Here is a 24,169-nt window from a genome sequence, read left to right as displayed (position 1 = left end):
CCGTCCGCCTCTCAAACTACGTCATTCCCGCGAAAGCGGGTATCCAGCCACTATCGGCACCATCCACCTGTCTGGAGTCCCGCCCGCGCGAGAATGGCGGTAAGGGTTAAGCCTGCCCCGTAATCTCCGGAGCCTGACCCGCTCCGCCCGCAGCCTGGGCCTGCGCCGCCTGCTGCATGTAGAGGGCACCGAAATCGATCGGATCGAGCATCAGCGGCGGGAAAGCGCCATTCTGCACCGATTCAGCGACGATCTGACGCGCGAAGGGGAAGAGAAGGCGCGGCGCTTCGGCGAGCAGGAAGGGCTGGAGCTGCTCTTCCGGAATGTTGCGCAGGCCAAAGAGACCGGCATAGAGCAGGTCGACCGCAAAGGCGGTGCCATTGTCGTGCTTTGCAACGACGTCGATCTTGAGGCCGACTTCATAAACGTCGTCGCCGAGCTTCTGTGAGCCGATGTTGAATTGCACGTCGATCTGCGGCTGGCCCTGCCACTGATAAACGGCCGGTGCGTTCGGATTTTCGAAGGACAGATCCTTCACATATTGGGAAAGGATCGCGATGGCGGGCGAGGTGTCGCTGCCATTCACTGCCTGCTCGTTCGCATCGGTCGCGCCTAGTTCTTCGGACATGCTGAGTACCTTGAAAATGTGTCTGATGACGGTCGGCAAAACTATGCCGCCGGTCCGATGGCGCGGGTAGCAGGAGCGCGGGGGAGGCGCAACATGCGTGGGGGATTTGAAACCGGGCCGCTTCCCGCCTATGTTGAGCACTGAATTAAGGACGGAGTGTGCTTTCGTGACTGTCGAGATCGTGTTGCTGGCGATGGTCGCCCTTTTCGCGGGGCTGCGCCTTTATGCCGTCCTCGGCCGCCGCACGGGGCATGAGCAGCAACCCGTCCTTCGCCCGATGCCGACGACCGATGCCGGAAAGCCGCTGACGGATGTATCGTCCGAGCCCGCTCTGGCTGCCGGGCATGTTTACGAAAAGAGCGCCGAAGCGGGCGTTCGCGCCCTGATCGCCGCCGACCCGTCCTTCGACACCGGTCGCTTTCTTGAAGGCGCGCAGGCCGCCTATCGCATGATCCTCGACGCCTTCTGGAAAGGTGATCGGGTCGAGCTTGGCGAATTGGTTGCCGGGGAAGCGAAAGACGTTTTTGCGGGCGCAATTGCCGATCGCGAGGCCGAAGGCGTCACGCTCGACAACCGTCTGATCGCGATCGAGAAGGCCATGATCGAATCCGTCGAGCTGGAAGGCCGCACCGCTTTCGTCGCAGTTCGTTTCGACGCGGATATCGCGGCCGTCACGCGCGACCGGGACGGCAATGTCATCGCCGGCTCGCTGAGCGATGCCGTCGAAACTCACGACATCTGGACGTTCCAGCGCGACCTTTCGAGTCGCGACCCAAATTGGATGCTCGTCGAAACCGACGCAGCCTGATCGTCGCCATTACGAGGAACATGGCGACGCGGCGGCTTGTCTCTAGACTCGATGCTTGATGGACTGCTTCGCTCGTAAGGACGGGTGTTCCCTTCACCTCTTGCCGCGCTATGAAGCGAGGATGATGCGTTTTTGTTCAAGGCTGGCGCTTGCCGCCTCTATTGCGGTTATTGCCGCCTGCGTTCCGGCACCGAAGCCGAAGGTGCCGCCTGCGCCTCCGCCTCCCGAAAATGCAGTCGCGGTCGGCGTCACGGCCGGCCCGGCGATCACTATACAGCCGAGTGACGCACAACGCCTCTACAATGCCTTCATCGCCAGCTGCCCGGCGATGCTGAAACGGGCCGACACGAGCGGGCTGACACGCCCGGAAGATTGGCAGGCACTTTGCCAGCCGCTTGATTTCGAAAGTCCTGAAGGCGTTGTCGAATTTTTCCACTCCGGGTTCCAGCTCGTCCAAGTCGGCGACGGCAGCGCCTTTGCAACCGGCTATTACGAACCCCAGATTTCCGGATCGCGTGTGAAGGCGGCCGGGTTTGAGGTTCCGGTCTACGCCAAGCCTGCAGATCTCCTCGCCGCCAACCCTGCGACCGGGGAAAAAGGACGGGGACGGGTGGATAAAGGGGGCAATTATGTTCTCTATCACGACCGCGCTGCGATCGAGGATGGAGCGTTGGCCGGCAAGGGCTTGGAGATCGCCTGGGCGGCCGACCCGATCGATCTTTTCTTCCTTCAAATCCAGGGTTCCGGCCAATTGCTGCTGCCGGACGGCGGGGTCATGCGGATCGGCTATGCCGATCAGAATGGCCGCGAATATGTCGCGATCGGCAAGCTTCTGAAGGAACGCGGGCTGATCACCGGGGCAGTATCGATGCAGGCGATCACCGATTGGCTTCGCGCCAACCCGGAGCAGGGCAGGGCCCTGATGCGGGAGAATAAGAGCTATGTCTTCTTCCGCGAACTGACCGGCCCGGGGCCGCTAGGCGCGATGGGCGTCGCGGTGACCCCGAAACGCAGTGTTGCCGCCGACCCTCGTTTCATACCCTTGGGCGCCCCGGTGCTCCTCGATCTCGATTACGATCAGGCGGATGGCTTTTGGGTAGCGCAGGATACGGGCGGCGCGATCAAGGGGGCAAACCGCTTCGACACCTTCTGGGGCGCGGGGCAGGGCGCAGCCGCGATATCGGGCGGCCTGCAAGCACGGGGCAGGGCCTATGTGATGTTGCCGAACGCTGCGGTGGCGCGCCTGCTGGCCGGACGCAATGCCGCGCAAACTCAGCGCTGAAGAACGGCTTTTGTGGGATAAGGTGGTCGCGAGCGTGCGGCCGCTCCATGAGGCGTATGCGAAGCCTTTGGATGCCGTGGTAGCGCCGGCCGTTCCAGCCAAACCGGTTGCAGCCAAGGGACGGCGTCCGTCCCCCCGGCTACCCGCCGCTTCGCCGTCCCCGCCGCCGTCCGCAGGTCCGGGAACGACGCTGGATGCCAGCTGGGACAAGAAGCTTGCCCGCGGGCTCGTCTCGCCGGATATGATCGTCGACCTTCATGGTCATAATCTCGCGACAGCTTATGCCGTGCTCGACAGCCGGCTGGACGATGCCATCCATAAGGGTGACCGGTTGATCCTCCTTGTCACCGGAAAGCCGCCCAAGGGCGAGCGTTGGCCCGTCGCGCGCGGCGCCATTCGCGCGGCAGTGGGCGATTGGCTGCACGCGTCCCGCCACGCGTCGGCAATCGCGGCGGTGCGCGGTGCCCATCAGCGGCACGGCGGAACGGGGGCGCTCTACATCATCTTGCGTCGGCGCAAATAAGTGTCCGGAATCTGAACAGAATCCCGATTCAGCAAAAGATTATTAACCCGTTAGCCTTATCCGTTGCCGAAACGGTCCGCTTTGTCCTAGAGGAGCGCTGGGGATTGGGGCTTAACGTGGCAAATTATTGGGACAAAGTCGGCTGGCTTAGCAGTCGCGTGATTTCGTGGTGCGCGGGTATTTCGTCGTTCATTTTGACGTTGTGCGGTTTTGTCGTGCTGCGCAATTTGGACGAACAAATCGCGGCATCCATCGGTATTGGCCTTTTTGCCTTGCTGGTCGTCTGGGTGGCTGCGGAAAAGCCAAATAGCGGTCACGCACGTGCCGTGTCGGCGCTGATCGATCGGTTGCTTGCCGTTGAAAGCGGCGACCTTTCTTCTCCTGCGCCACCAATTTTGCGCTCTGAAATGCCGCGCCTTGCCATGGCGGTGGACGGCCTGTTCGAACAGGTGCGCTCGAATATCGACCAGGTGCAGCGTATCGCGATGTTCGATCCGGTGACACAATTGCCTAACCGGCTTCACTTCAAGCGTGAGGCTGACCGCATCCTGAAGCTTCAGGCGGGCGAGCCGGCGGCATTGCTTTTCATCGATCTCGATCGCTTCAAGGAAGTTAACGACACGCTTGGTCACGCCCATGGCGACGAGGTGTTGATCCGCGTGGCGGAGCGTCTTCGCGAAGTGGTTGGTGAGCTGGCAGCCAGCGAAAACCACTGGCAACCGCTTCTCGCGCGATTGGCGGGCGATGAATTCACCATGCTGCTCCCGGCGAAAAGCCAGGCACAGGCCGATGAAGCGGCCCGCAAGGTGCGCGATCGCCTGTCCGAACGCTTCGAACATATGGGGCAGAAAATCACGATGGGGGCGTCTGTTGGGATCGCCCTCCACCCCGTACACGGCATCGAGCTCACCGATCTCATGAAGGCCGCCGATATGGCGATGTATCATGCCAAGGCCTTGGGCGGCGGTGAGGTGTTTACATTCAATGCCGACTTGGCCGCCGCGTTCGAGCAGAAATCGCGGACCGAGCGCGCGCTGCGGGAGGCCGTGGCACAGGGCCAGTTCAACCTGGTCTACCAACCGCAGATATGCGCGCGGACCGGCGGCGTTGTGGCAGTCGAGGCGCTGCTACGCTGGAACCATCCGACCGACGGTGTGCGGATGCCCGATAGCTTCATTCCAGTCGCCGAAGATACCAAGCTGATCGTCGCGGTCGGCGAATGGGTTGTCGAAGCGGCCATGGATACCGTCAAGGCGTGGCAGGCCGACGGCCTTGACCATCGGCTTACGATCAATGTCAGTCCGTCGCAGATCGAACGCTCGGATTTCTTCGAACATTTCCGTGAATGCCTGGATCGCTCCGGCGTGCCGCCGCATATGCTGGAACTTGAACTCACGGAAACCATGGTCCTGCAATGTGACGACCTGATCGTCGCGGAATTGAACGCGTTGCGGGCGCTCGGTGTCGCGATCACGCTCGACGACTTTGGCGCGGGCTATTCCAACTTGTCGCGCATGAAGGACGTGCCGCTCGACCGCGTGAAGCTCGACCGGAGCCTTATCCACGACGTCGATACGTCCGAAAATGCGCGGACGATCGTCAGCGCCATCATTCACCTCTGCCATGGCCTTGGCTGCGAAGTTGTCGCCGAAGGTGTGGAGAGGCGTGAGCAGCTCGCCGTCCTTCGTATGATCGGCTGCGACACGATCCAGGGCTATGCCTTCGCCTATCCGATGCCGGAGGCTGAAATGCGGGCGTGGGTTGGGCAGCCTCGGCACGAACGCCTCGCGCTGATCGCCTGATCCGTGCATTTAATTCCGTCGTGAATCTGTCGAAGGACGGTTCCAGCTCACCCCGGGTTCGACGGGCTCAGCCTTAGCGATCGGCTAGCTGAGCGCCGCCAATATGATCCGCTCGTAAATTGCGGTGAGCACGGTCAAATCTTCGACGGCAACAGCTTCGTCCAGCTTATGCATCGTAGCGTTGGGGAGGCCGAATTCCACCACCGGGCAGAGCTTCGAGAGGAAACGCGCATCGGACGTGCCGCCGCCGGTTGACAGGGCGGCTTCGACACCCGTTTCAACACGGATCGCGTCCGCGACGATGCTCGACAAAAGCCCCGGCGTCGTCAGGAAAGCCTCGCCCGAAATTTTAGCCTCGACCTTTGCGCCCGGAGCAACGCTTTCGGCTACCGTTCGCACTCGTTCGACGAGATCGGCGCCCATATGCAAATCGTTGAACCGGATATTGAGCCGCGCCTGGGCAGTACCGGGAATGACGTTGCAGGCCGTTGAGCCGCCGGACACTTCGGTGATTTCGAGGTTTGATGGCTGGAACCAATCACTGCCCTCGTCGAGCGGCATGGCGCCCAATGCCTGGATGAGCGCGCCAAGCCTGGTGATCGGATTGTCGGCAAGGTGAGGGTAGGCGACATGCCCCTGCGTGCCCGGCAGATCGATCCAGATATTGACCGATCCCCGCCGCCCGATCTTCACCGTGTCGCCGAGGCGATGTTCGGATGTCGGCTCGCCGACCAGGATCATGTCCGGTCGGATATTCCGCGCCGCCATCCAGTCCATCAGCGCGACCGTGCCGTAGACGGCGGGCCCTTCCTCGTCGCCGGTGATGATGAGGCTCAATGTGCCTTGGTGCCCTGCGGTCCGCTCGCAAGCGGCGATGAAAGCGGCAATGGCGCCTTTCATGTCCACCGCGCCGCGCCCATAGAGGAGATCGCCCCTGACCTCGGCCTCGAACGGGTTGGAGGACCAGCCCGTGCCTGCCGGGACGACGTCGACATGCCCGGCAAAGGCGAAATGCGGGCCGCCCGATCCGCGCGTTGCGAACAGATTTTCGACCGGGCCGTCCGGCGCCTCGCCAACCGTGAAACGGTGAACGTCGAACCCGATGGCGCGCAACTCCGCTTCCAGCACGTCCAGCACGCCGGCTTCCAACGGCGTAACGCTCGGGCAGGCGATGAGGCGGCGGGTGAGGTCGATAGGATCGATTGCGGCGGTCATTGCGCTCGCGTAGCAAGCAAGGCGCGCCCTGCCCAGCGGAGACTGACATGCCGAAGATCGATCTCGACGCCATCGAAGCGACCAACCGCACGACCTATCCGATGCCGTTCGCGGCGGAGATGGGCGGGCGCTGGTTCCGGCGGCTCGGCCCACCTTCGGGCTTGACTGATTTCGGGGCGAGCCATGTGAGGTTGGAGCCGGGCGCGATTTCCAGCCAGCGCCATTGGCATGACGAGATTGACGAATTCCTCGTCATGACGTCGGGCGAGGCGGTGCTGGTGGAGGAGGGGGCTGAAACCGTGCTTCGCCCCGGCGATTGCGCGGCGTTCCCCAAAGGCGTCGCCAACGGCCATCATCTCGTCAACCGCGCGGGCGAGGATTGCACTTTCGTCGTGATGGGAACACCGGACCGTGGGCACTGCCACTATCCGGATGTGGATCTGGAATGGGACTCAGAGGCTAAGACTTACCGGCATAAGGATGGAGCGCCTTACTGACTGATCCCCATCGCCGCCCCGGCTGAGCATGTCGAGCCGCAGGCCAACCCCATTACAACTGGGACCGTCCTTCGACAGGCTCAGGACTAGCGGTGTTGGGTATCATTACGCCGATTGTTCGTAATGCTCGATCACCCAAGGCTCGTCCTGAGCCGCTGAAATCCATTCCTGCATCCAGGGGTGGCTGAGGATCGCCTCCATATAATTAGCGGCGAAGGGCGGCACTTGGATTGAATAGGTGACGAAACGGGTGACCACCGGCGCGAACATGATGTCGACCGCGCCGAATTCGCCGAACAGATAAGGGCCGCCGCTGCCCCAGCGCGCACGGGCCTGCGCCCAAAGCTGGAGGATACGTGAGACCTCCTGCCGAACGGGTTCGGACAGCGTCCTGGCCGGGAATTGCTTGCGCACATTCATCCCGCATTCGTTGCGCAGATGCTGATAGCTTGAATGCATTTCGGCCGTCATCGACCGCGCCATGCCCCGCGCTGCATCGTCATCAGGCCAGTAACGCGCCTTGTCGGTTTTGTCCGCGAGCCATTCGATAATGGCGAGCGAATCCCAAATCACTGCCGTATCGTCCCACAGGATCGGCACCTTGCCGCCCGATGGTGCGAATTCGTTGCCCTTGGTGCGTTTGTCCCATTCGTCGTCGAACATGGGGACGGTAATTTCCTCGAACGGTAGACCGGACTGCTTCACCGCCAGCCAGCCGCGCAGGGACCAGGAGGAATAGGCCTTGTTGCCGATGATGAGCTTGAGCAACTGATCCTCCTTAACGTCTCACCACCACCACAGCTCTCCCACTGCTGCGGGGGCTGAGGCTGTCGAAGCCCATGTATATCGTTCGGCCTTAACCGTCCTTTGACAGGCTCAGGACGAGCGGGAATGGGGTCAACTTACTGCTTCAACCACTGCCTTGCGTAACTGGTCGATCCCCAGCCCGGTTTCGCTGGATGTGGGAATAATTTCCGGATGGGCCGCAGGGCGCTTGCGCGCTTCCTCCTCGGTCGCGGCGGTGACTGCGGCGAGTTCGGACGCCTTGATCTTGTCCGCCTTGGTGAGGACGAGGTGATAACTCACCGCAGCCTCATCCAGCATCTTCATGATTTCGCGGTCGATTTCCTTAATGCCATGGCGCGCGTCGATCAGCACCATTGCGCGCTTCAGCACTGCGCGGCCGCGCAGATAATCGTTGACCAGGTATCGCCACTTGCGGACGATATCCTTGGGCGCCTTGGCAAAGCCATAACCCGGCATGTCGACGAGGCGCAGGCGCAGCGGCTCACCGACGTCGAAGAAATTCAGCTCCTGCGTCCGCCCCGGCGTGTTCGACGTGCGGGCAAGGCCGTTGCGGTTGGTAAGCTTGTTGATGAGTGATGATTTGCCGACGTTCGAACGGCCCGCAAAAGCCACTTCGAGCACATCGGCGTCCGGCAGGAATTGAAGGCCCGGCGCGGATTTCAGAAACGTGATCGGCCCGGAAAACAGCTTTCGGGCGATCTCGTCGAGATTGGAGTCTTCCGCTTCACTCATCACCCACCTCCGTCACCCCGACGAAAGCCGGGGTGTTATGACGTGAAAGCGCCTTCGTCGTCCCGAGACCCCGGCTTTCGCCGGGGTGACGTGAGGAGAGGAGACGGAGGAGGCGGATGGACATCACGCGTCCACCGCCGCCTTCATGCCGGGATGGCGGCTGTAGAGCCACTTTTGCTGCAGGATGGTGAGGACGTTATTCGTCACCCAGTAAAGCTGCAGGCCAGCCGCGAAGGGCGCCATGATGAAGATGAAGGCCCACGGCATGATCGAGAAGACCTGCTTCTGCACCGGATCGGTGGGGGCCGGATTCAATTTGAACTGCAGCCAGCTCGTGAAGCCCACCAGGATCGGCAGGATGCCGATGGCGATGATCGACGGAGGCGTGAAGGGTAGCAGGCCGAACAGGTTGACCGGGGTCAGTGGATCGGGTGCCGACAAATCCTTGATCCACAGCACGAAGGGCTGGTGACGCATTTCGACCGACAGCAGCAGCACTTTGTAGAGAGCGTAGAAGATCGGGATCTGGATCACGATCGGAAGGCAGCCCGCCATCGGGTTCACCTTCTCGGCTTGATACAGCTTCAGGATTTCCTGCTGCATCTTCGCCTTGTCATCCTTGTAGCGTTCCTGAAGCGCCTTCATTTTGGGCTGGACGACGCGCATCGCGGCCATGGACGCGAACTGCTTCTGCGCGATCGGGAACATGATGAGGCGGACGAGGAGGGTGAGGCCCATGATCGCGAAGCCGAAATTGCCGATCATTTCGAAGAGCCAGTGGAGCACGGAATAGATCGGCCGCTCGAACCAATAGAACCAGCCCCAGTCGATCGCCTTGTCGAACTGGCGAATGCCGAGATCCTTCTCGTAGCGGTCGAGCAAAGCGACTTCCTTGGCGCCCGCGAACAGGCGGCTTTGGTAGGAGACAGCCTTACCCGGGGCAACGATACCCGGCGCGGTTGTGAGATCCGCCTGATAACTATTGTTGGTCCCCGCGCGGAATGCCGCCTCGACCCCGGCATCCTGCGCGGGAACGAGGGCGGTCAGCCAATATTTGTCGGTGAAGCCGAGCCAGCCGCCATTCGACGTGAAGCGCTGATCGCCATCTTCACGCAAGGTGCTGAAATCGACATCGTAATTGGCCTTGCCGCCGAACACGCCGATTGGGCCGGTGTGGATCGTCCAGCTGTCCGGATCCTTCGATTCGCCGACGCGGCTGATCAGGCTGTAGGGCTTGACGGCGACTGCACCGCCGCCGCGATTGGCGACATTCTGCTGGACGTCGAACATATAGCCGTCATCCACCGACAGGCGGATCTGGAAGACCTGACCCTGCGGATTGGACCAGCTGAGCGTGAGAGGCGTTCCGGGCGCGAGACGATCGCTACTCGCCGTCCAGACGGTCTCCGGGCCGGGGAGGGCGACGCCTTCGCCGGTCCAGCCGAAACTTGCGAAATTGGCATCCGGCGCGCCGGCGGGCGACAGGATACGGATCGGCGCCGAATCGGTCACCAAATGCTCGCCATGCGTGACGAGGACGAGATCGTCGATCCGCGCGCCCTTCAAGTTGATCGAGCCCTGCAGGCGCGGCGTTTCGACGCGAACACGCGGGGTTTCGCGAAGGACAAGATCGCGGTTGCGGATCGCGGCAGCAGTACCCGCTGACGGCGCCGTTTGGGTTGCAGGCACCTGCTTTCCATCAACGACCTTCGTCGAAGGCTCGTTCGCCGTCGGGAAATATTGCTCGGCGACGAAGCTCCAGCCGAACAGGATCAGGGCCGACAGGATGACGGCGAAAATCAGGTTGCGTTGCTCGTTCACTTAAGCGTCCTTCGTCGGTACCGGATCGTAGCCCGAGCCCCCCCAGGGATGGCAGCGGGATATGCGTTTGACGGCCAGCCAACCGCCTTTCAGCGCTCCATAGCGCTCAAAAGCGGTAATTGCATAGGCCGAGCAGCTCGGCGAATAGCGGCAGGTGGGCGGAAGAATGAGGGAAGGGCCCCTCTGCCAGCCCTTGGCGAGGAGGATGAGGAGGCGGGCTATCATGCTCTCTTCGCACCAATCTCTGTATCAACCCTAACCCCCGCTAGGGCTGAGCCTGTCGAGCCGCAGGCGGCCGCAGGCCTACCCCGTTCCAGCTGGTTCCGTCCTTCGACAGGCTCAGGATTAGCGGTTTTGATTTTTTTTAGAGCTTTGAGAAGTTCGGATCGAAGCGCGGAGAAATCACGCTCGATTCCCCCCGCGCGCCCGATCAGCACATGGTCCGCGCCCGCGAATCCCTGTTCCGGCAGTACATCCCGCGCAAGCGCGCGAAAGCGCCGCTTCATCCGGTTGCGGATAACGGCGTTGCCGATCTTCTTCGTGACGGTAATGCCAAGGCGCATGGCGGAGCCGCCATCTTCCCTCGGCCGGACGAGCAAGACGAAGCCGGGCATCGGGGCGCGAAGGCCCCGATTGGCGGCAAGGAAATCGGAACGACGCGAAAGCGTCGTCAGCTTAGGTTGGCTCAGGCCGACAGCGTCTTGCGGCCGCGCGCGCGGCGAGCGGCCAGAACCTTGCGGCCGCCGACAGTCGCCTTGCGGGCGCGGAAGCCGTGACGCCGCTTGCGGACCAGATTGCTCGGCTGGAAGGTGCGCTTCATCGCTCATCCTCAAATAAATCTAATGAAAAGGGCCGCGCAGGGCGGCCTCGTTGGGGGTCCGATAGGGAAAGGCTCGGTTCAAGTCAATCGTCTAGAGTAGGGGCAGAGTGAGGATTCTTGCGAAGCGCCTCCCGACGCCGTGCGCTTGAGCGGCGCAGCCCCCAATCCGTCCAGCGGCCCTTGTTCGGATGCGCGCGTTTAAACTGCACATATCTACGCTTGGCCCATTCGCTATATTTAAGCGTCAGCGCGAGCCCGGCGGCGAAGACGATGATACCGCCCGGGCCCGGTAATATCCCGACTACCGGCGCCGCGATCATCAGGATGATGCCAAGGATGAACAGGCCGGTGCGTATCGCAGGAACCTGTCCCAAAGCCCGCCATCTTTCGCGCAATGTCATGACGGCGATTTGGGAAGGCTCTGGCGGGCTTGCAAGTCACCACCCGAATGTCCGGGGGCGTGAAGTACAAAAATAGAACTCGACACCTTTGGCGCCTCCATCCAAAATGGCGCCAAAATGGGGGAGGGTTGATGGTCGCGCATGTCGCCACGGTGGCGTTTTTGGGGCTTGAGGCGCGGGCTGTCGAGGTGCAGGTGCAGGTTGCGGCCGGGCTTCCCGCATTCGTGGTCGTCGGCCTTCCCGATAAAGCGGTGGCTGAAAGCCGGGAACGCGTACGCGCAACCCTTGCCGCGATCGGCCTTGCCCTGCCGCCCAAGCGCATCACGGTGAACCTGTCGCCCGCCGACCTTCCGAAGGAAGGATCGCATTACGATCTTCCCATCGCGCTCGGGCTTCTCGCCGCAATGGGCGCGGTCGATGCGGAAACGATCGCGGGCTATGCCGTCGTGGGCGAGCTCGGTCTGGATGGACGGCTGACGCCATCGCCGGGCGTCCTCCTTGCGGCCATCCACGCCTCGTCGCGCGGTCTTGGTCTTATTTGTCCGGCACAGCAGGGACCGGAGGCAGCATGGGCTGGCGATATCGAAGTCATCGCGCCGCCAGATCTCCTGTCCCTCATCAATCACTTCAAGGGCAATGCCATCCTCTCTCCGCCGCAAGCGGGCGAGATGGAGCCGATGGGCAAGGGGCCCGACCTTGCTCAGGTGAAGGGCCAGGAAACCGCCAAGCGCGCGCTGGAAATCGCGGCGGCAGGCGGCCATAATCTCCTGATGAGCGGCCCGCCGGGGGCAGGCAAATCGCTCATGGCGGCCTGCCTGCCGGGCATCCTGCCCGAACTGACGCCGTCGGAGGCGCTGGAAGTGTCGATGGTGGCGAGCGTCGCCGGATCGCTGCTTGACGGGCGACTGATGCGCGAGCGGCCCTTCCGCGCCCCGCATCATTCAGCCTCGATGGCGGCCTTGGTTGGCGGCGGGTTGAAGGTGAAGCCCGGAGAGGTCAGCCTCGCGCACCTTGGGGTACTATTTCTCGACGAATTGCCCGAATTTCAACGTGCAGTGCTCGATTCCCTTCGTCAGCCATTGGAAACCGGAACGGTCAGCGTTGCACGGGCCAATGCCCACGTTACCTTCCCGGCACGGGTTCAGCTCGTCGCCGCCATGAACCCATGCCGGTGCGGCCATCTTGGCGATCCCGCCTTGGCATGTTCCCGCGCGCCCAAATGCGCGCTCGACTATCAGGCGAAGGTGTCCGGCCCGCTTCTCGACCGCATCGACCTGCATGTCGAAGTTCAGGCGGTAACCGCCGCCGATCTCGTCCTCCCACCCCCTGCCGAGGGATCGACCGAAGTCGCTGCCCGCGTCCGCGCAGCCCGCAATATCCAGACGGTGCGCTTCGAAGGGCAAGGCATCCGCACCAATGCCGAGGCCGATGGGGAATTGCTCGACGCTATCGCCACCCCTGATGACGCCGGTCGCAAACTTTTGGCACAGGCCGCCGAAGCGATGCGGCTCAGCGCACGCGGTTACCACAGGGTGCTGCGCGTCGCGCGGACCATCGCCGATCTTGCGAGTAGCGAGACCGTCAGCCGCATCCACGTCGCCGAAGCATTGAGCTACCGGCGGCAGGCGCCGCGAAACTGACTATTTCTCCCGCGGCGAATCGAGGTCGTTGCCAGCGCTGACTATGTGCCCCGACCGGCGCGCCTGCACTGCTTCGAGCAAGGTCCGCGCGGCATTGCGCACCTCCTCCTGATCGCCTTGTCTTTGTCCAGCGCCTCATGGCGCGTCGCATAGGGCTCCCAATAGCCGATATAGCGATCGCGTTCGGCCGGAACGCCTGCGGGAACAAGGTGCATGAAGCGCAGCCAGTCGACCAAGCTTCTGCGCACATTTTCAGCACCTTCGACATCGCCATACACGACGACCGAGAACAGCCGACCCTTTCGATGGCGCGGATAAGGCCAACCCGCCAATTCGAGCACCTTCGCCTTTTTCGCGTCCTTGCCGTGGGTCGAACTGGGGTCGGGATTGCCAGTGGCTCAGCTGGATCCTCATATTCATGTTGAGCCCGCGCGATCGCCGCTTCCGCTGCGATCCAATCCAGGCGAGATCGTAATCGGGATCGGCACGGCCAGCACCGACTTTTCCGCATGCGGCGCCTTGCGGTGATTGGAATAGCCCTGCCAAACGGCTTCGGTCACCGCATCGAGTGCCGTTTGAATGCCGTCAAAAGCTGGGTCGACATATTGTGATTGGAAGCGGGCTTTGACCTCCGTTTCATCCAATTAGACCCCGGGCATCCCCTTGCGCGGTTCCGGTGCGGCCCTGTCCATCCACGCATCTCCGATCGTTTCCGGAAGGTAACGGAACAGCGCACGTCGTTCCCCGCTTGCGGCGGCGCAACTTCGCGGCTAGGCACGGCGCTGCGTTGCCCCTGTGGCGGAATTGGTAGACGCGCTCGACTCAAAATCGAGTTCCGCAAGGAGTGCCCGTTCGACTCGGGCCAGGGGCACCACTTTCCCTATTGCAGGATATATCCGAAATAGATGGTGGCGGTGCTGCCCGGCGCCATCGTGCCTTTCAGGCTGAAACGGATATTGGTGACGGCGGGGTCCACACCATTCGCATCCGGCACCGGTGAATAGGTCCATGTCGCGCCACTGTCGTTCGAGAAGGATACGTCGTCGCCCGTATCGGACGGCCCGCCATAGTTGAGGGAAAGTGCGGACGGCGTCGTGCCGTCGAGCAAACGGATCGGCGTATCTCCCCCCGGCAGCGCACCGAGGAACAAACTCAAGCCAGGCGGCGTCGCGTCGTATACGATCACACTATCCGGGTTCACTGTGCCGCCAAAATTCGCGAGCGTGATCCGATAGGCAAAGAGCGCACCTGGAATCGCCGTCGGATTGCTCTCCCCATGGAGCGGGTCGCGCTCCACTTGTCCCGCCTTCACAATCGTCATCGGCGGGAAGATTCGCAAGACCGCAACGGCCGGATCGAGATTGGATACACCGTTCGGCAGCCCATAGCTCGCCGTCAGCGCGCCGGCTTCAATCTCATTTTTCTTTTCTCCCGCAGCGGGCGAGGCAACGGCGGCGGAATAGGTGCAACTCCCGCCCGCAGGGATGGACGCATCGGACACGGACAGGCTGTTCCCCCCAGGCGCAGCGCCTAAATTCCCGGTCGCACAACTATTGGTCGCGGCGGGTGAGGGAGCGTTGGTCAGCCCCGCCGGATAGCTGTCGGTGAAAGCGGCGCTGGTGAGCGGGAGCGTGGGGTTGTTGTTTCGAACCTCAACGCGGAGGCGCACGGGAACGCCCGGCGTCGTTTCGGCGCGATCGAAGCTTTTGAGGATCGTCGGCGTACATTCACCACCGCTCGAGGTGCCGGGGATTTCGGCGCCGTCGATCGTGATCGCTCGTCCTGCACTGCCGCTCGTCGCGCCATAAGATGCGCCGAATCTTGGCGGCGTATTTTGTGTGGTTCCGGGGTTTCCGCCAGAAATAGAGGCGATGATTGGAATGGATGCCGCAATGAACCCGCCACCGCCGCCGCCGCCCGGACCATGGGCCGTTCCGCCGCCCGTATTGCTGCCCCCTTCACCGCCCCTTGCAGATACGGAAAGCGTGGCGCCGTCTATCTGGCGGACAGCTGAGATGACCACCGTTCCGCCCGCTCCGCCGCCGCCGCTCGCGTCGTTTAGCGCCGAACTGTCCGCTCGCGCGCCATCGGCATCGATCGTGCCGCTGCCCGCAATCTCGCCTGCCCGGATGAGGATGAGGCCGCCGCCTGCCGCGCCGCTGGACGACAGCCCGCCGGGAAGATCGCCCGTCGAATCATTATTGGAGCCTGCGCCGCCACCACCACCCATGACGATTCTGTCCGCTCCTGCTTCGGCCACGCGCGCGCCCGGATGGCCGCCGGATTGGGAAGGATTATCCTGATCGTTATTGCACCCGCTTTCGACCACGCTGCACCAGGCGTGCCCGCCCTGGCCGCCTTCGCCGCCATTCCCGCCACCGCCGCCGCCGCTATTTTCAAAGTTGAAATAGGGAAAGCCGTCCGTGCCGCCGCCGCCCGCATTGCCCGGCGCGCCCCGGCCCGATCCGCCGCCGGGATAGCCTTCCGCGCGATTTTCGACGACGTCATTTCCTTGACGCAGGAACCAAGGCGCTCCGGCTATACCTTCGCCTTTCTGGCCGTGCATGCCGGCCCAGAACGTTCTGGCGAAATCTGTTTTTGATCCGTCTCCGCCGCCGCCAAGGTTGCGGCCGGCTCCGCCACGAAAGCCAAGACCTGCAACACTAATTCTTCCGCCGGAGAATGTAAGCCTTCTGGCCACATCGATCGCAACGATGCCGCCCGCACCGCCATCCCAAGGAGCGGCGGTCACGGTGCCCGAAACCTGCGCCGTGTCATATTGCGGTACGCGAACGACCTGAAAGCTTTGGCGATAGCTCGCGTCGCTATATGGGGCGTTGACATAGCTGTTGAGAAGCCCGCCGCCCGTCGCTCCCACGATCGTCACGGTGCCGCCGAACAAGCCCACGTCACTCGCGGCCCGCACGAATTCGTAGCGGCCAGCCTGATTGATCGCCGTGTATCCGTTGCCATAGCCGCCCGATGTGCCACTGCCATAGCGGTCGTCATTGGCCGACGAGAATTCGGCGTCCTGCATCTGGATGACCAGAAGGAGATCGCCCTCGCGAATATCCTGTGGCGCACCGCGCGCATAACTGAGCGGGATGCTCGTCGCGCCTGCGGAAACAGATGCTTCTCCCGCAAAATAGGTATTGACGACGCCGCTGAGGGACACACTGCCGTCACGAGCAGGAATGGCGCACCAATTCGCCGCCACCGGTTGAGCTCCGAGCGCAAAGGCTATGCAGGCTGCCAGGAAGCGCCGGATCATCGGCTACTTTTATCCCCCCAAAAGACTTTGGCGTTCATCATAACGCGACGGCGGGAAATAAATAGGGGGAAGGCGGCGATCACCGGGAAAGGCCGAGACCTTGCAAAGTCGCCTGGTCAAACTTCAGGCGAATGGTCACATAGGGGCCAGCCCGGGTGTAGCGATCGTCGCTGAAATCGCGGTCATAAAAGCCGACCAGATTGTATCCCAGAGACAGCCAGCCGTTTTCGAACGGGCTAATGCCGATATTGGGACCGGCGGAATAGCTGTATGCTCGGCCGCCAATGCCGCCGCGAACGCTGCCCGACAGGCCAAGATCGATCTTGTCGCTGATATCGTAACGTGCATCGAGGCCGATCACATTGCTCCAGCCGCCGATATCATCCGCGCCGAAGCGATCGGAGACATAGCGCGAACTCCAATAGAGCGAGAATTCGCTGCGGCTCAGCCAATCGTCTGCCAGACCGTTCGGTGACCAGTTTAACGACAAGTGATTGATGATCCGCCGCGAACGCGCATCGCCGATGATGCTGAGCGGGGTGCCAAGCGGACCCGGGATGCCTGCTAGTGCGCCCGTCACTTCATCGAAACGCAGCTCAAGCTTGTCGAGGAAGGCGATTTCGCTGTCTGCCGGGCGGTGCGCCCAGGACAATTGCAGGTTGGCTGTCGTGGTTTCGGTGCCGCCTTCCGCCTTTGCCTTGAACATGGAAAGGGCGCCACCCACCGCGCGGCCTTCACCGATCTGGCGAAGCGCAGCGGCGGTGAAGCCGTAGCGATTGTCATTTTCGCCATCACGATATTCGGCGCGGCCGGTGACGCTCCACACATCGGCGCGATAGGTCGCGCCGCCGGTGATGGCCATGAAGTCTTCGGTCAACGCGCCGCCGCCGATGAACCCGCCGCTCGTTACTGGATGTTCGGGGTTGAGCACATCGGCCGGGTCGATACCGCGCAGCGTCTTGTTGCCGTCGATCGAAAAATCGATCGACCAATGTTCGTCAAGCACGAAGGATTGCGACAGGCCATAAGCCGCGAAGCTGCGGGGGCCATATTCGGCGATGTCCTGAAGGTTTCCAGTGATTGCGATGCGGCCACCCGCCCAGGGCTTCACGTCGAAACCGGCGCGGAGAGTGCGGGCGTCGATCTTGTCGCCATCGGCGATTTCGTAGGCACCGATCAGCTGGATGTCGTTCGACAGCGCGTAACGGGCGCCGAAGCGGTGCTGGGCCGGGAAGTCAATGCTCTCATTCTTGCCGCCGATCGGCAGTTCGGTCTGCGCATCCAATTCCAGCTTATTGTCGAACAGCCGCTTGGTAGCGCCGAACTGGAGAAGCTGCGACTGATTGGTGCGTCCATCACGCGTGCGATCGTCTGCGAAGACCAAGCCGGCCCGGGCTGAAAGATCGCCCGCGCGATATTCGAGGAGCGTGCGGCCAGCGATGCGGCGCGCATCGCTGGCCAGATAATCTTCATGCCAGCCGCTTGCGGTCAATGACAGGGCATCAGTGATCCGCGCCCGGGCGTCGATGCCGATCTTGCGCGTGCCATTTTCAGAAGCGTTGAGTTGTCCGAGCCCGAAGCCGCCTTCCTGCTCCCGGGCATAAGCCAAGACATCGATGCGCGAGCCATGATGCTCGGCCTCTACGAGCCAGGCGGTGGCGGAGCCGCCATCGCCGGTGGCCCCATCCTTTGCCTTGCTGTCCGAAACGGCGATCTCGGCACGGATTTCGGTGGCGGCATTGGGGCGATAGCGAATGTCGGCGCCGCCGAGCATGGATTCGCTCTGTCCATCCTCGTCGCGGATCGCAGTGGCGGACACTTGCAGCTTCTGGTCGGCAGTGCGGACCGAGACGCGGCCGCCCGCATTGATTTCGCGTCCGCCGATGCCGTCGACTTCATAATCGGCGACGATGAATTGCGGATCAAGGTTTGGCGAGCGGCTGAGGATCGGCTCCTTGAAGCGAAGGATGCCCGCCTGATAGTCGATATCGTAGTCGATGTGGCGGGTCAGGAGCTTGGTCGAAACGATCCGGTCTGAACGTTCACGGTCGCGCACCTCGATCGACACACGCTCGCTATTTGCGAGAATGTCGCGGGCGCCAAGCGCGTAAGGCCCGGTGAGGCCGTTGCCCTGGATTTCGTCGCGGCGGTGGCGGGTCGGCGTATCGGCGGCAAAGGCGGTCGCGGACATTTGCTCGGAGCGATATTCCGCCTTCACGCCATTCAATGAGCGGACGTAGCGGGCGAGCTCGGGCTCATCGATGCCGGTTTCATAGTCGCCGAACAAAGCGTAGAATTGTGGACGCTCGAGCTTCAAATAGAGTCTCCGGACGGAGGCGGCGTCGTAACGGCGCTCGGAGCGGTCGGCATAGACGGTATAATAAGCCGTTGGATCGATGATACCGCCGAGGCGCCCTTCATCTTCCTTCTTGTCCGTGTCGTAGGCCAGCGTCATCAGCCATTTGCCGCTGATCTTGCCCTTGGCATAGAGGGCGAGGCGGCCGTCGGTCAGGACATCATTGTCCTTGCCGTCGCCCAGATCTTCCATGCGATCCTTCAATTTGTTGAAGCCGACGGTACCGGCGGCGAGGCCGACGACGGTCCAGGGGCGCTCGCCCGGCGAGAGCCAGGCTTCAACGCGCTGCTCGCGCTCGGTGTCGCCGTCGCGGAAGTTGAAGCGAAGGCTGAGGCTTCCCGAAGCGGTGGTGGGTTCGAGCTCGATATAGGCGATGCCTTCATCGCCGATCACGCGCCACACGGGTTGCCCACGCTCGAGACCGGCGAGCTGCCGGGCCTGCTGAGCGTCCGCCTCGATCGCCGGATAATAAGGCGCGGGCACTTCGAAGTCGCCGACAAGGCCATGGTGGACCGGGCGGCCCTGACGGTCGGTGAGGCGAAGCGCGATGACCGGACGTGTGACGCCGTCGGCGACCAGCACCGATTTGTCGCGCAGGAGCTGTGCGCTCATCGGGCTTGCTGCGAAATGGACGTCGCGCTTCAGCGTTTCAACCAGGGTGCCGTTGGCATCGCGGACTTCGGCGGTAAGCTTTGTCGCGATGGCCTTGGTCTGGATCGGAATGCCGCGCCACAGGCTGACCGCAACCGTGCCGTCCCCGCTCTTCTGCGTGCCGTCAAAGGCGACCTTATCGACCGGCTTGCCGTCATTGAACAAGGTTACTGTCTGGCCAGTTGCATGCTTGATTGCCACCCGGACGACGGGCGCGCGGGGATTGTGATCGGCTTCCGGAAAGATCCATTCGATGCCCGGAGTGCGCCCCGTCAGCCAATCGCGCTCCGCGCCTGCTGCGGCGGCGTCGGTCATCGCGGCCGGGCGGGCAGGGGCGGCCTCGGCAGCTTCGGCACGGGGGGTGTTGGATTTGGCCGCATGGAAATCGACGCGCTTCAGCGATCCGCCCTGACCTTCGACGAAGCGGGAAAAAGCGCGGCCTGCCGAACGGCTGTTTTGCGCGCAGTCAACGGCGGCGTGGGAGGAGGGGAGGGTGAGATCGTCCATCTGGACGACGTGGAGGCCCGGCGTCACGCCTTCGAAATGATAGCGACCATCCTCGTCGGTGACCGAGTAGCTTCCGTCTTCCAGCATGACACGCACGCCTGGAATACCGGCGGCCTTTTCCGGATCGATCGAGCAATCGCCATCAATCACACGGCCGATGATCGTCATCTTGTCGGCAATCGTGTCGCGGGTGATGCGCACGGTTGCGTCGGCGGCGTTGCTGGTGTTGCCGAGCGCGTCGACAGCGCTGGCGCGATTGACGCTGTCACCGGCTTTGGCATCCGGGCGCACTTCGAGGGCGTAGGTGATCGTGGCCGAAGCGTTGGCCGCGACCGGCGGAACCTTGAGGATCAGGGTTCGGCCGCTTGCGGCCACATCGGCGCCAATTTCCTCTCCGTTCAGCCGGATGGTATCGCTCCGCAGTCGCATCTCAGGAGGAATGAGATCGGTTACGGTGATTTCGGCGGTCGACCGGGTTGGGTCCGGATTGCGAACCACGAGCCGGTACTGGACCAGATCGCCCGCCCCCGCCACGCCACTCGACGCGATCTTGGTGAGCTGCATCTGCCCGCCCGGCCGATCGAGGGGAATATCCACGCGAACGGGTGCGGGATCGTCTAGGAGGATGTCGCCGCCATAGGAGCCGGCGACAATCTCGAACGGATGACCGTCCGGGCGCAGCAGGCTAGCCATATCGGCAGCGGTGCGCGCCGACGGACCGGAATATGGCGCGGGCGGTTCGAAGACGAGGCGATAGGTGCCCGGCCGCATCAGGGGGAAACGATATTCGCCCTCGGGAAATTCGTAGATTTGGCCGCCCTCATCGACGACGCGCTGACCGGACACGACAACTGATGGATAGCGGGATACACCATCGTCGCCGAACACGTCGGCCACCTGACCCGTGACGGCATCGAAGATGGTGATGGTAACGCCATCGATCGGCGCGCCGTCCGCGCTGTCGAAAACGATGCCATAAGGGTCGATCAGCACGTTTAACTGAGCGTCGGCAAAGGGCGCCTGGCCAGCGGACGTCGCGGCGGTTGCCGGAGCGACGGAGCCCGGATGCAAAGACATGCGGCAATCGCCGTGAACCGCCGCGGGTGGGGTCGCGCGGGTGGCGATTGCGCCCATGAAGAAGCCGGTATTCGCCCCGGTTTCGATCAGGGTGACCTCTTCGCGGTCGCCATCCATCTCGAAGGTGATCGTCACTGTGTCGGCGGCGGAAAAGTTGCGGTTGGCGTCAGGACGTTCGACGCCTAGGAGAAGCGGTTCGCCGGGCCGGATTTGTTTCGTTTCAACGACCGGCGCGGCATCGCCCGGGATGTCGGACCACAGGCCTTCGAAACGGAACGGGACGTCGCCGCCCGATCCCTTGCAGCTTGCGCCTTCAAGAGAAACCGGGCTGCTGCCCGCACCGTCGCCGCGAGCAAGGCGATAGGTCTTGAGGTTGTTCTGCGGCTCTTCGATGCGGACGGTAAGATCAACGCGGTTCGACCATTGGCGCACGAGCGTATCGCCAACATCCCATTCCAGCGACGCGATGTTGGTGACGATACGCGAATATCCACCATTCGCATCCGCATAAGCGGGCGCGAACGCCGCGAGAAGCGCAAGGAGGGTAATCCAGATGAACCCTGAGAGGTGGAATGGCCGCCGCATGAGGCGCTGGTCGGGGCGGGAGCGGCGAACCGCTCCCGCCCCAACAGGCTCAGTTCACCGTGACACGGAAGAGGAGGTTGCGTGCCTCGCCCGCCGCTACGTTGGCGATCGTTCCACTGACCGTTCCATTCGCGAACGTGCCGCTGCCAGCGCCTTCGTTGCACGTCGAGCCAGTCATCGTGCCGTTGGTCTTGATGCCATAAGAGGTTTGATAGGCGGTCTGAGCGGGCAGAATATCGCTGATGGCAATATCGGTGGCGGTCGCGGCGCCTGCGCCGTTGGCGACAACGATGCAATATTCGACGATCGCGCCCGGGATCATCTTTGGATTGGTCGTATTGTTGACCGGATCGCTGATCACACGGCTCGCCTTGGTCACGGTCAGCGTGGCGGCGCTGACGGTGTAATCGTCGCCCGCGAAATGGGCGCCGTCGCGCGCGGTGTTGCCATTGGCGTTGGTGTCGGCGAACACGGTGTCGACGCCGTTCGTATTCGCACCCGTGGTTTGCGTGATGGCGGCACCCTGCGTGTTCGCGGCGCCGGCCTCACGGGCCGTGGCGGTCAGGCGCACACCGGCAACGTCGCCATTCACGCGGGTATTCGGAACGTCCGCCACGACGAATATGCGCCGGCTGGCGTCGGCAGCGATTTCGTCGAGGTAAGTGATAACCTGATCCGTACCGCTGTCGAACGTACCGTTATTGTTCGTATCGGCGAAAATGCGAACGTTGGTCACATCGAAATTATCTGTGCCGCCATGCGCAGCCGTGCCGCCCGCAAGCTGCGAGGCGGCGAGTGCGAAATCGAGCGGCGCGTTCGAATTGTTGGTGACGGTAAAGGTCGTGACAGCATTGGTCACGCCGGGTGCCACGCTCGTCGTCGTCGTGCCTTCTTCGGTAACCGTGAGATTGACTTTGCGGTCGACGGTGAACGTGTTCGTCGCGGTCACCGCATTTTGCTGCACGGTGTCCACTTTGTAGTTGAGGGTCACCGTGTTGGTAACCTGCGCGCCCGCGCTCGTGCCTTCGGCATAAGCAGGCGTAGCAGCGATCGCGAGGCCGCCGATGAAGCTGGCCGCGGTCAGAAGCTTCGTCTTGAAAATCATAATCTTCCCGTTCTCTGTTATCGTTGAGCGGCGCCATTCCCCACCCGCAGGCGCCAGAGCGGGACTTCAGATATTCAATCGGTACGCGGTCATTTGACCGTACCACGGAAGGTCAGTTTGCCCTGCGCCCCAGCCGGAATGGCCTGCGCGAACGTCCAGCGGACATGGGTTACATCGCTTGCCTGCGCCGCCCGCTCGACGCCGTCCGTCCCGGCGACTTTCAGGCTGGCGAGAGGGCCCCAAGTCTTTCCCCCGTCAACGGACACGACAGAACCGTCGCTTTCGCCGCCCGCATAGGAGACGGCGGCCGGCATTGGATTGGTGACGACGAAATCGTCCGCAGGCTTCGAACCGGTATTCTTGTAGTTCAATTCAAAGACGAGCTTTTCGCCCGGCGTCACGACCTTCGGTTCCTGAAGCGCTGTCTGTTCCTTGCCGTCCGGTCCTGTCACGATGCGTTCGACAAAGACCTGGCTTTCCAGCTGCACATTGTTCGCGAAGGCGCTGGCCGGCAGGAGCGCGGCCAAAAGAGCTAATGCATATTTCATGTCGGAAATCCTCAATCGATCGTCACGCGGAACGCCACCGTGCGGGTCGTTCCAGCACTGACGTTGCCGAGCGAAACGGCGATGGCGCCGGCCGAGAAGCGGCCCGCATCGGCATCGGCCGCATCGGTAAGTGCTACGCCGTCGAGCGTGATGCTGTTGGTCTGATAGGTCGTGCCGTCCGGAATGACGTCGCCGACGCGCAAGTTGGTCAGGCTGCCCGAGCCGCTGACCGTCGCAGCAATGCTGTAGGTGATGATCGATCCGGGCACCTGGGTCGCGCCGCCGAACGGATCGATCACACTCGCCGACTTGACGAGAGCCGCGGTCGCCTGGCTGATCACGAAGCGGCCGTCGTCGGTTGCCGTCGCGGTGGTCGCCCCGACAACGGCATTGCCGCCGCCCTGGCCTTGGCCTGCAAAGGTCGTGCCCGGCGTTCCGGATCCGGTGAGGGTGGTCGCCGTCAGGTCGACAATGCCGCGCTGTCCATCGGTTGCGCTGCCCGGAATGGTCGCGAGAACGAAGACGCGAATGGTCGCGTCGGGCGCCAGCACCGGATCGTTCGAACCCGGCACATAGACCGTGTCCACACCCGCGTCATAAACGCCGTTGTCATTCGTATCGAGCACGATCGAGGTGATCGTCGGGTTGAAATCGTCGCCGCCGACATTACCGTCCGCCGCCAGGCTGAACGCCTCGCTACCATTGCCCGAATTGGTGACCGTGTAGCGAAGCACGCGGTTCGTGACGGCAGGCGTTGCCGAAACATCGCCGGAATCCGCCGATGCGACCGTGACGTTCAGCAGTTCATCGACGCGCAGGGAAACGGTGTTTGATTCAATCGTCGTTTCACCCTGCGGCGTATCGTAAGACGCCGTTGCCTTGTTATCGATCAGCGTGCCGGCGACTGTGCCCTGGGCAAAGACAGGCGACGCGGCAAACAGGCTGGCAATGATGGTGCCCGCGGCCAGGATATGCTTCAAGGCTGGGCGCGACGAAATTGCCGCCCGGTCGTTTGTCATGTGCATCAGATTGGCCCCCCACGAGCCGTTGTTGATGTTGTAGGTCCGCTCTGTAGGAAAAACATGGTTAAGAT

General features: G+C 62.6%; 22 protein-coding genes and 1 tRNA gene. 7 read left to right on the top strand and 16 right to left on the bottom strand.

Annotation, left to right across the window (positions count from 1 at the left end; translation table 11 throughout):
- Window positions 1–106 precede the first annotated feature (106 nt).
- The gene (gene secB / locus C7I56_RS05500; protein WP_106639463.1) at window positions 107–628 is read right to left on the bottom strand and encodes a protein-export chaperone SecB; all 522 of its coding nucleotides are present in this window, start codon (window positions 626–628) and stop codon (window positions 107–109) included.
- Window positions 629–794: 166 nt separating this feature from the next.
- Here secB and C7I56_RS05495 point away from each other — a divergent pair, with 166 nt between their 5' ends.
- The 4 genes from C7I56_RS05495 to C7I56_RS05480 all read left to right on the top strand — a co-directional run bounded on the left by C7I56_RS05495 (window position 795) and on the right by C7I56_RS05480 (window position 5,043).
- Complete coding sequence (locus C7I56_RS05495) at window positions 795–1,436, top strand: Tim44/TimA family putative adaptor protein (protein WP_425352372.1); 642 nt, start codon at window positions 795–797, stop codon at window positions 1,434–1,436.
- 121 nt (window positions 1,437–1,557) lie between these two features.
- Entirely contained in the window at window positions 1,558–2,718 is a 1,161-nt protein-coding gene (gene mltA, locus C7I56_RS05490) for a murein transglycosylase A (protein WP_342587695.1), read from the top strand.
- Window positions 2,696–3,241 carry a Smr/MutS family protein gene (locus C7I56_RS05485; protein WP_106639461.1) on the top strand — a complete coding sequence of 182 codons (546 nt, stop codon included), beginning with the start codon at window positions 2,696–2,698 and terminating at the stop codon, window positions 3,239–3,241. Before mltA ends, C7I56_RS05485 begins: the two co-directional genes overlap by 23 nt.
- A 227-nt stretch (window positions 3,242–3,468) precedes the next feature.
- Window positions 3,469–5,043 carry a putative bifunctional diguanylate cyclase/phosphodiesterase gene (locus C7I56_RS05480; protein ID WP_245409590.1) on the top strand — a complete coding sequence of 525 codons (1,575 nt, stop codon included), beginning with the start codon at window positions 3,469–3,471 and terminating at the stop codon, window positions 5,041–5,043.
- Between the two features lie 84 nt (window positions 5,044–5,127).
- Here the strand turns inward: C7I56_RS05480 and dapE are convergent, their stop codons facing one another.
- Window positions 5,128–6,258, bottom strand: coding sequence for a succinyl-diaminopimelate desuccinylase (dapE, locus tag C7I56_RS05475; protein WP_106639459.1), 1,131 nt, complete (start codon window positions 6,256–6,258; stop codon window positions 5,128–5,130).
- Between the two features lie 47 nt (window positions 6,259–6,305).
- On the opposite strand from dapE, the gene C7I56_RS05470 reads away from it, so the two are divergent.
- A complete protein-coding gene (locus C7I56_RS05470; protein ID WP_106639458.1) occupies window positions 6,306–6,755 on the top strand; it encodes a cupin domain-containing protein in 450 nt (149 codons plus the stop codon).
- 105 nt (window positions 6,756–6,860) lie between these two features.
- Here the strand turns inward: C7I56_RS05470 and C7I56_RS05465 are convergent, their stop codons facing one another.
- The 7 genes from C7I56_RS05465 to C7I56_RS05435 form a co-directional block, all read right to left on the bottom strand.
- Window positions 6,861–7,523: a glutathione S-transferase family protein gene (locus tag C7I56_RS05465; protein ID WP_106639457.1), complete on the bottom strand. Its 663-nt coding sequence runs from the start codon at window positions 7,521–7,523 to the stop codon at window positions 6,861–6,863.
- 129 nt (window positions 7,524–7,652) lie between these two features.
- Window positions 7,653–8,294 (bottom strand): ribosome biogenesis GTP-binding protein YihA/YsxC, encoded by a 642-nt coding sequence (gene yihA, locus C7I56_RS05460; RefSeq protein ID WP_106639456.1) that lies wholly within the window; start codon window positions 8,292–8,294, stop codon window positions 7,653–7,655.
- 123 nt (window positions 8,295–8,417) lie between these two features.
- Entirely contained in the window at window positions 8,418–10,115 is a 1,698-nt protein-coding gene (gene yidC / locus C7I56_RS05455; RefSeq protein ID WP_106639455.1) for a membrane protein insertase YidC, read from the bottom strand.
- A complete protein-coding gene (gene yidD, locus C7I56_RS05450; protein WP_106639454.1) occupies window positions 10,116–10,340 on the bottom strand; it encodes a membrane protein insertion efficiency factor YidD in 225 nt (74 codons plus the stop codon).
- Window positions 10,337–10,789, bottom strand: a complete 453-nt coding sequence (rnpA, locus tag C7I56_RS05445) for a ribonuclease P protein component (protein ID WP_106639663.1) — start codon at window positions 10,787–10,789, stop codon at window positions 10,337–10,339. Before rnpA ends, yidD begins: the two co-directional genes overlap by 4 nt.
- Before the next feature lie 11 nt (window positions 10,790–10,800).
- Window positions 10,801–10,935, bottom strand: a complete 135-nt coding sequence (gene rpmH / locus C7I56_RS05440) for a 50S ribosomal protein L34 (RefSeq protein ID WP_106639453.1) — start codon at window positions 10,933–10,935, stop codon at window positions 10,801–10,803.
- 83 nt (window positions 10,936–11,018) lie between these two features.
- A complete protein-coding gene (locus C7I56_RS05435; RefSeq protein ID WP_106639452.1) occupies window positions 11,019–11,336 on the bottom strand; it encodes a hypothetical protein in 318 nt (105 codons plus the stop codon).
- Between the two features lie 131 nt (window positions 11,337–11,467).
- On the opposite strand from C7I56_RS05435, the gene C7I56_RS05430 reads away from it, so the two are divergent.
- Window positions 11,468–12,976 (top strand): YifB family Mg chelatase-like AAA ATPase, encoded by a 1,509-nt coding sequence (locus C7I56_RS05430; protein ID WP_106639451.1) that lies wholly within the window; start codon window positions 11,468–11,470, stop codon window positions 12,974–12,976.
- 41 nt (window positions 12,977–13,017) lie between these two features.
- On the opposite strand, the gene C7I56_RS12465 is transcribed toward C7I56_RS05430, so the two are convergent.
- Window positions 13,018–13,224, bottom strand: coding sequence for a hypothetical protein (locus tag C7I56_RS12465; protein ID WP_199792323.1), 207 nt, complete (start codon window positions 13,222–13,224; stop codon window positions 13,018–13,020).
- 168 nt (window positions 13,225–13,392) lie between these two features.
- Window positions 13,393–13,620, bottom strand: coding sequence for a hypothetical protein (locus tag C7I56_RS12460; RefSeq protein WP_199792322.1), 228 nt, complete (start codon window positions 13,618–13,620; stop codon window positions 13,393–13,395).
- A gap of 145 nt (window positions 13,621–13,765) precedes the next feature.
- Here C7I56_RS12460 and C7I56_RS05420 point away from each other — a divergent pair.
- Window positions 13,766–13,850: transfer RNA gene (locus C7I56_RS05420), tRNA-Leu, on the top strand.
- 6 nt (window positions 13,851–13,856) lie between these two features.
- Here the strand turns inward: C7I56_RS05420 and C7I56_RS12710 are convergent.
- From C7I56_RS12710 to C7I56_RS05390, 5 genes are all read right to left on the bottom strand, one after another.
- Window positions 13,857–16,247 carry a DUF7933 domain-containing protein gene (locus tag C7I56_RS12710; RefSeq protein ID WP_158703004.1) on the bottom strand — a complete coding sequence of 797 codons (2,391 nt, stop codon included), beginning with the start codon at window positions 16,245–16,247 and terminating at the stop codon, window positions 13,857–13,859.
- A 79-nt stretch (window positions 16,248–16,326) separates the two neighbouring features.
- A complete protein-coding gene (locus tag C7I56_RS05405) occupies window positions 16,327–21,423 on the bottom strand; it encodes a DUF11 domain-containing protein (protein ID WP_106639449.1) in 5,097 nt (1,698 codons plus the stop codon).
- A 49-nt stretch (window positions 21,424–21,472) separates the two neighbouring features.
- The gene (locus tag C7I56_RS05400) at window positions 21,473–22,528 is read right to left on the bottom strand and encodes a hypothetical protein (RefSeq protein WP_106639448.1); all 1,056 of its coding nucleotides are present in this window, start codon (window positions 22,526–22,528) and stop codon (window positions 21,473–21,475) included.
- 89 nt (window positions 22,529–22,617) lie between these two features.
- The gene (locus tag C7I56_RS05395; RefSeq protein ID WP_106639447.1) at window positions 22,618–23,076 is read right to left on the bottom strand and encodes a DUF11 domain-containing protein; all 459 of its coding nucleotides are present in this window, start codon (window positions 23,074–23,076) and stop codon (window positions 22,618–22,620) included.
- Window positions 23,077–23,087: 11 nt separating this feature from the next.
- The gene (locus tag C7I56_RS05390) at window positions 23,088–24,095 is read right to left on the bottom strand and encodes a hypothetical protein (protein WP_106639662.1); all 1,008 of its coding nucleotides are present in this window, start codon (window positions 24,093–24,095) and stop codon (window positions 23,088–23,090) included.
- Window positions 24,096–24,169: the final 74 nt, after the last annotated feature.

This window comes from Allosphingosinicella vermicomposti (assembly GCF_003012815.1).
Classification (GTDB): Bacteria; Pseudomonadota; Alphaproteobacteria; order Sphingomonadales; family Sphingomonadaceae; genus Allosphingosinicella; species Allosphingosinicella vermicomposti.
The sequence above is the reverse complement of the archived record's forward strand: the minus strand, read 5'-3'. Positions and strand labels throughout refer to the sequence as shown.

What these genes read in the sequence shown, in the direction of transcription:
- C7I56_RS12710 (WP_158703004.1), bottom strand. Translation starts at nt 16,247, where the DNA reads ATGATCCGGCGCTTCCTGGCAGCCTGCATAGCCTTTGCGCTCGGAGCT.
- secB (WP_106639463.1), bottom strand. Translation starts at nt 628, where the DNA reads ATGTCCGAAGAACTAGGCGCGACCGATGCGAACGAGCAGGCAGTGAAT.
- C7I56_RS05405 (WP_106639449.1), bottom strand. Translation starts at nt 21,423, where the DNA reads ATGCGGCGGCCATTCCACCTCTCAGGGTTCATCTGGATTACCCTCCTT.
- C7I56_RS05400 (WP_106639448.1), bottom strand. Translation starts at nt 22,528, where the DNA reads ATGATTTTCAAGACGAAGCTTCTGACCGCGGCCAGCTTCATCGGCGGC.
- yihA (WP_106639456.1), bottom strand. Translation starts at nt 8,294, where the DNA reads ATGAGTGAAGCGGAAGACTCCAATCTCGACGAGATCGCCCGAAAGCTG.
- yidD (WP_106639454.1), bottom strand. Translation starts at nt 10,340, where the DNA reads ATGATAGCCCGCCTCCTCATCCTCCTCGCCAAGGGCTGGCAGAGGGGC.
- dapE (WP_106639459.1), bottom strand. Translation starts at nt 6,258, where the DNA reads ATGACCGCCGCAATCGATCCTATCGACCTCACCCGCCGCCTCATCGCC.
- C7I56_RS05395 (WP_106639447.1), bottom strand. Translation starts at nt 23,076, where the DNA reads ATGAAATATGCATTAGCTCTTTTGGCCGCGCTCCTGCCGGCCAGCGCC.
- C7I56_RS05390 (WP_106639662.1), bottom strand. Translation starts at nt 24,095, where the DNA reads ATGACAAACGACCGGGCGGCAATTTCGTCGCGCCCAGCCTTGAAGCAT.
- rpmH (WP_106639453.1), bottom strand. Translation starts at nt 10,935, where the DNA reads ATGAAGCGCACCTTCCAGCCGAGCAATCTGGTCCGCAAGCGGCGTCAC.
- C7I56_RS05430 (WP_106639451.1), top strand. Translation starts at nt 11,468, where the DNA reads ATGGTCGCGCATGTCGCCACGGTGGCGTTTTTGGGGCTTGAGGCGCGG.
- C7I56_RS05470 (WP_106639458.1), top strand. Translation starts at nt 6,306, where the DNA reads ATGCCGAAGATCGATCTCGACGCCATCGAAGCGACCAACCGCACGACC.
- mltA (WP_342587695.1), top strand. Translation starts at nt 1,558, where the DNA reads ATGATGCGTTTTTGTTCAAGGCTGGCGCTTGCCGCCTCTATTGCGGTT.
- C7I56_RS05435 (WP_106639452.1), bottom strand. Translation starts at nt 11,336, where the DNA reads ATGACATTGCGCGAAAGATGGCGGGCTTTGGGACAGGTTCCTGCGATA.
- C7I56_RS05485 (WP_106639461.1), top strand. Translation starts at nt 2,696, where the DNA reads ATGCCGCGCAAACTCAGCGCTGAAGAACGGCTTTTGTGGGATAAGGTG.